This window comes from Streptomyces pathocidini, assembly GCF_001418495.1.
Taxonomy (GTDB): Bacteria; Actinomycetota; Actinomycetes; order Streptomycetales; family Streptomycetaceae; genus Streptomyces; species Streptomyces pathocidini.
Genome location: NZ_LIQY01000140.1, coordinates 24037 through 29954, shown reverse-complemented (window position 1 = coordinate 29954; position 5918 = coordinate 24037). Strand labels below are relative to the sequence as shown.

The following is a 5918-nucleotide window of genomic DNA, read 5'->3' as shown; positions in this document are numbered from 1 at the left end:
CCCAACAACCCCACCGGCACCGCCGTGCGCCGTGCGGAGCTGGAGCGCTTCCTGGACCGGGTGCCGGGCGACGTCCTGGTGGTGCTGGACGAGGCGTACAAGGAGTTCATCCGCGACCCCGAGGTGCCGGACGGCCTGGCGATCTACCGGTCGCGCCCCAATGTCTGCGTGCTGCGCACCTTCTCCAAGGCGTACGGCCTGGCCGGCCTGCGGGTCGGGTTCGCGGTGGCGCACGAGCCGGTGGCGGACGCGCTGCGCAAGACGGCCGTGCCCTTCGGGGTGAGCCAGTTGGCGCAGGACGCGGCCGTCGCCTCGCTGCGCTGCGAGGACGAGCTGCTGGGCCGGGTCGGCTCGCTGGTCTGCGAGCGGAAGCGGGTCGCGGAGGGGCTGGCCAAGCAGGGCTGGACCGTGCCCGAGTCGCAGGCGAACTTCGTCTGGCTGAGGCTGGGGGAGCGCACGGTGGACTTCGCCGCGGCGTGCGAGCGGGCGGGAGTGGTCGTCCGGCCGTTCCCCGGAGAGGGCGTGCGGGCCACGATCGGTGAGGCCGAGGCGAATGACGTGCTGCTCAGGGTCGCCGAGGACTTCCGCGTGGGGCTGTAACACCCCCCGCACACGCCGTCCAGGTGTGTGCGTCATAATGGCTTGTGAATGTGAACGCGTTCACAAGCTCGTGGTAAGGAGAAGGCGGTATGGACCTGGCACTCGCGCCGGAAACCCTGGCCCGCTGGCAGTTCGGCATCACCACCGTCTACCACTTCCTCTTCGTCCCGCTGACGATCTCCCTCGCCGCGCTGGTGGCCGGGCTGGAGACCGCGTGGGTGCGGACGGGCCGGGACAAGTACCTCCGGGCCACCAAATTCTGGGGCAAGCTCTTCCTGATCAACATCGCGATGGGCGTCGTCACCGGCATCGTCCAGGAGTTCCAGTTCGGCATGAACTGGTCGGACTACTCGCGCTTCGTCGGGGACGTCTTCGGCGCCCCGCTCGCCTTCGAGGCGCTGATCGCCTTCTTCTTCGAGTCCACGTTCATCGGGCTGTGGATCTTCGGCTGGGACAAGCTCCCCAAGAAGATCCACTGCGCCTGCATGTGGATGGTGTCCATCGGCACCATGCTCTCCGCGTACTTCATCCTGGCCGCCAACTCCTGGATGCAGCACCCGGTCGGCTACCGGATGAACAACGGCCGGGCCGAACTGACCGACTTCTGGCGGGTGCTGAGCCAGGACACCACCCTGGTCGTGGTCTTCCACACGCTCACCGCCGCCTTCCTCACCGGCGGCGCGTTCATGGTCGGCATCGCCGCCTTCCACCTGGCCCGCAAGAAGCACGTCCCCGTGATGCGCACCTCGCTCCGGGTCGGGCTGATCACGCTCGTGGTCGCCGGTGCGCTGACCGCGGTCAGCGGCGACCAGCTGGCCAAGGTCATGTTCCGGCAGCAGCCGATGAAGATGGCGGCGGCCGAGGCCCTGTGGGACAGCGAGGCACCGGCGCCCTTCTCCCTCTTCGCGTACGGGGACGTGGACGAGGGCCACAACAAGGTCGCCATCGAGATCCCGACCGCGCTGTCCTTCCTCGCCAACGGCGACTTCTCCTCCGAGGTCCCCGGCATCAACGACGTCAACAAGGCCGAACAGGAACGCTTCGGCCCCGGCGACTACCGGCCCAGCATCCCCGTCGCGTACTGGGGCTTCCGCTGGATGATCGGGTTCGGCATGGCCTCCTTCGCCATCGGCCTGGCCGGACTCTGGCTCACCCGGAAGAAGTTCTGGCTCGCGCCGGGGCTGCGGACCTCCGAGGAGGAGCCACCGCGGCTCGCGCTCACCAAGGGCCGGGCGCTCGGCCCGCGCCTCACCGGCTGGTACTGGCGGATCGCCCTGCTGACGACCGGCTTCCCGCTGATCGCCAACTCCTGGGGCTGGATCTTCACCGAGATGGGCCGCCAGCCCTGGGTCGTCTACGGCGTACTGCGCACCTCCGACGCCGTCTCCCCCGGTGTCTCGCAGGGCGAGGTCCTCACCTCGATGATCGTCTTCACCGCGCTGTACGCGATCCTCGCGGTCATCGAGGTCAAGCTCCTCGTGAAGTACGTCAAGGCCGGGCCGCCGGAACTCACCGACTCCGACCGCAACCCGCCCACCAGGATCGGCGGCCACGACGCCGATGCCGACAAGCCGATGGCCTTCTCGTACTGAGCAGCCCCGAGAGAACTGAGAGGAGCGCGACATGGAACTCCACGACGTCTGGTTCGTCGTCATCGCCTTCCTGTGGACCGGCTACTTCTTCCTGGAGGGCTTCGACTTCGGCGTCGGTGTGCTCACCAAGCTGCTCGCCCGCGACCGGGCCGAGCGGCGGGTGCTCATCAACACCATCGGACCCGTCTGGGACGGCAACGAGGTCTGGCTGCTCAGCGCGGGCGGCGCGACCTTCGCCGCCTTCCCCGAGTGGTACGCCACCCTCTTCTCCGGCTTCTACCTCCCGCTGCTGCTGATCCTGGTCTGCCTGATCGTGCGCGGAGTCGCTTTCGAGTACCGGGCCAAGCGCGGCGAGGAGCGCTGGCAGCGCAACTGGGAGCACGCGATCTTCTGGACCTCGCTGCTGCCCGCCCTGCTGTGGGGCGTCGCCTTCGGCAACATTGTGCGCGGGGTGAAGATCGACGCGGACGGGGAGTACGTGGGCACCGTCCTGGACCTGCTCAACCCGTACGCGCTGCTGGGCGGTCTGGTGACGCTGGCCCTCTTCACCTTCCACGGGGCGGTGTTCACCGCGCTCAAGACCGTGGGCGACATCCGGCTGCGGGCGCGGCGGCTCGCGACGGTGCTGGGCGCCGTCACCGCCGTCCTCGCGCTGGGCTTCCTCGGCTGGACCCAGCTGGACCAGGGGAACGGCGCGAGCCTCGCCGTCGCGGGAGTCGCCGTGGTGGCGCTGGTCGGGGCGATCGGGTGCAACCTCGCGGGGCGCGAGGGCTGGTCGTTCGCGCTGTCCGGGGTGACGATCACGGCGGCCGTCGCGATGCTGTTCCTGGTCCTGTTCCCGGACGTCATGCCGTCCTCGCTGGACCCGCGCTGGAGCCTGACGGTGAGCAACGCGTCCTCCAGCCCGTACACGCTGAAGATCATGACGTGGTGCGCGGCCATCGCTGCTCCCGTGGTGATGCTCTACCAGGGCTGGACGTACTGGGTCTTCCGCAAGCGGATCGGCACGCACCACATCGCCGACGCCTCCCACTGAGGCCGCCAGGTCCCACCGAGGCGCCGACCAGCCCCGTCAGGACGGATGTTTCACGTGAAACCTGTCGACCCGCGACTCCTCCGGTACGCCCGCGCGACCCGGGTCTTCCTCGCCGCGGCCGTGCTGCTCGGGCTGGCCGGGGCGGGGCTGGTCGTCGCCCAGGCGATGCTCATCGCCGATCTGGTCGTCGGAGCGTTCCAACGCGGCCTGGCGGTGGACGAGTCGGTCACGCCGCTGGCGCTGCTCGCGGCCGTGTCCGCGGGCCGGGGCCTGGTCTCCTGGCTGACGGAGCTGGCCGCTCACCGCGCCGGCGCCTCGGTCAAGTCCGAACTGCGGCTGCGCCTGCTGGAACACGCGGTACGCCTCGGGCCCGGCTGGATGGGCGGGCAACGGACCGGTGAGCTGACCACCCTCGCCACGCGCGGTGTGGACGCGCTGGACGACTACTTCGCCCGCTACCTCCCGCAGTTGGGGCTCGCGGCCGTGGTGCCGGTGGTGGTGCTGGCGCGGATCGTCACCGAGGACTGGGTGTCGGCGGCGGTCATCGTGCTGACCCTGCCGCTCATCCCGCTCTTCATGGTGCTGATCGGCTGGGCCACCCAGTCCCGGGTGGACCGCCAGTGGCGGCTGCTGTCGTGGCTGTCCGGGCACTTCCTCGACGTGGTGGCCGGGCTGCCCACCCTCAAGATCTTCGGGCGGGCCCGCGCCCAGGCCGACTCGATCCGCGCGATCACCGGCGACTACCGGCGTGCCACGCTCCGGACCCTGCGGATCGCGTTCCTCTCCTCCTTCGCCCTGGAGTTGCTCTCGACGCTCTCGGTGGCGCTGGTGGCGGTGGGCATCGGCATGCGGCTGGTCCACGGCGACCTCGACCTCCACACGGGTCTGGTCGTGCTGATCCTGGCTCCCGAGGCGTATCTGCCGCTGCGGCAGGTGGGCGCGCAGTACCACGCGGCGGCGGAGGGGCTCGCGGCGGCGGACGAGGTGTTCGCGGTGCTGGAGACGGCGCCGCCCGCGGACGGGGTGGTGCCCGCCCCGGACGCGCGGGGCGCGGAGCTGCGGCTGGAGCAGGTGGCCGTACGGCATCCGGGCCGGGCCGAACCCTCGCTCCCCGCCACGACGTTGACGGTCTCCCCCGGCGAGACGGTCGCCCTCGTGGGGCCCAGTGGCGCGGGCAAGACGACGCTGCTGAGGCTGCTCGCCGGACTGGTGCCGCCGACCAGCGGCACGGTCCGAGTCGATGGCGTCCCGGCCGCGGACAGCCGGGCACGCGCGCGGCGGGCCTTCCTCCAGGCGGATCCGCCGCTGTACGAGTACCTGACCGTGGCGGAGCAACTGAGGCTGGTGGCCCGCCTGTACCGCCGCCCGCCCGGCCCGGCGCTCGCCCGCCTGGAGGGGACGGTGCTCGCCGACCGCAGGGACTCCCTGGTCCGGGAACTCTCCCTCGGCATGCGCAAACAACTCGGGCTGATCGCGGCGACCGTGCACGCCCCGGACCTGGTCCTGCTCGACGAACCCAGCAACGCCCTCGACGCCTCCGCCGCTGCCGCGCTGCGTTCGACCCTGGCGCAGTGGCACGCCGAGGGCAGGCTGATCGTGTTGTGCACCCACGACCTGGCCTGGGCCGACGGCCTGGCCGACCGCCTCGCCGTCATGTCGGCCGGCCGGGTGCTGCACGACCTGCCGCTTGACGGAGAACCGGCCTCCGCCGCCCTGCGCCGCCTCGACCCGGACGGCCTGCTCACCCGCACCGACGCCCCACAGGACCCCGGATCGGAGTCGCCCACCACATGACCGCCATCGACGTACGCGGCCTCCGCAAGGCTTACGGGCCCCTGACCGCCCTGCACGGCATCGACCTGAGCGTGCCCACCGGTTCGCTCACCGCCCTGGTCGGCCCCAACGGCTCCGGAAAGACCACCACCATGAGGCTGCTCCTTGGGCTGGAGCGGCCCGACGCGGGAGAGGGGACCGTCCTCGGCCACCCGCTCGACCGGCCGCGGCGGTACCTGCCAAGCGTCGGTGCGCTCATCGAACAGCCCGCGCTGTACCGGCGCCTGACCGGCCGCGCCAATCTGCGGGTGCTCACCGAAGTGAGCGGCACGGACCACCGCCGCATCGACGAGGTGCTGAAGCAGACGGGCATGCTCCCGTACGCCGACCGGCCGGTGTCCGGCTATTCGCTCGGCATGCGCCAGCGGCTGGGCATAGCCGGGGCCCTGCTCACCGAACCGCGGCTGCTCGTGCTGGACGAACCCACCACCGGACTGGACCCGGTCGGTACGGCGGAGCTCCGCGGCCTGCTCGTGTCGCTGGCCGCCACGGGGGTCACGACCCTGATATCCAGCCACCAGCTGAACGAACTCGACGCGCTGTGCAGCCACTTCGTCCTGCTCGACCGCGGCCGAAAGCTGTTCGAAGGCAACCGCACCGGACTGGCAGCGGCCCACTCACCCGTCGTCGAAGCCGCGCCGGAGCACCCCGAAGACCTCGACCGCCTGATCTCCGCCCTGCGGGAGAAGGGCCGCAGTGTCCGTGCCGACGACGGCCTGCTGCGCATCGGAGCGCCCGCCGACTGGGCCCCGGAGCTCAACCGGATCGCGACGGCGATGGGCATCACCCTGGCCCGGCTCACCGTGTACCGGCCTTCCCTGGAGGAGGCGTTCTTCACCCTGACCGGAACCGACTGC

4 protein-coding genes and 1 pseudogene are annotated in these 5918 nt (G+C 70.9%); all 5 read left to right on the top strand.

The window, feature by feature from the left end; all coding sequences use genetic code 11:
- Positions 1 to 600 (top strand): aminotransferase class I/II-fold pyridoxal phosphate-dependent enzyme (locus tag AOK16_RS08830; protein WP_157859151.1); only part of this gene is annotated, 600 nt, incomplete at its 5' end.
- Positions 601 to 689: 89 nt separating this feature from the next.
- The gene (locus AOK16_RS08825; RefSeq protein ID WP_055471685.1) at positions 690 to 2192 is read left to right on the top strand and encodes a cytochrome ubiquinol oxidase subunit I; all 1503 of its coding nucleotides are present in this window, start codon (positions 690 to 692) and stop codon (positions 2190 to 2192) included.
- Between the two features lie 31 nt (positions 2193 to 2223).
- Positions 2224 to 3228, top strand: coding sequence for a cytochrome d ubiquinol oxidase subunit II (gene cydB, locus AOK16_RS08820; RefSeq protein ID WP_055471684.1), 1005 nt, complete (start codon positions 2224 to 2226; stop codon positions 3226 to 3228).
- Positions 3229 to 3282: 54 nt separating this feature from the next.
- Positions 3283 to 4884 (top strand): annotated as a pseudogene (gene cydD / locus AOK16_RS08815) (thiol reductant ABC exporter subunit CydD); the annotation flags it as partial.
- Between the two features lie 134 nt (positions 4885 to 5018).
- Positions 5019 to 5918, top strand: a 900-nt coding sequence (locus AOK16_RS27425; protein ID WP_079101199.1) for an ABC transporter ATP-binding protein, incomplete at its 3' end; no start/stop codon positions are given.

Coding starts and splice junctions, on each gene's coding strand:
- cydB (WP_055471684.1), top strand. CDS start 2,224: ATGGAACTCCACGACGTCTGGTTCGTCGTCATCGCCTTCCTGTGGACC.
- AOK16_RS08825 (WP_055471685.1), top strand. CDS start 690: ATGGACCTGGCACTCGCGCCGGAAACCCTGGCCCGCTGGCAGTTCGGC.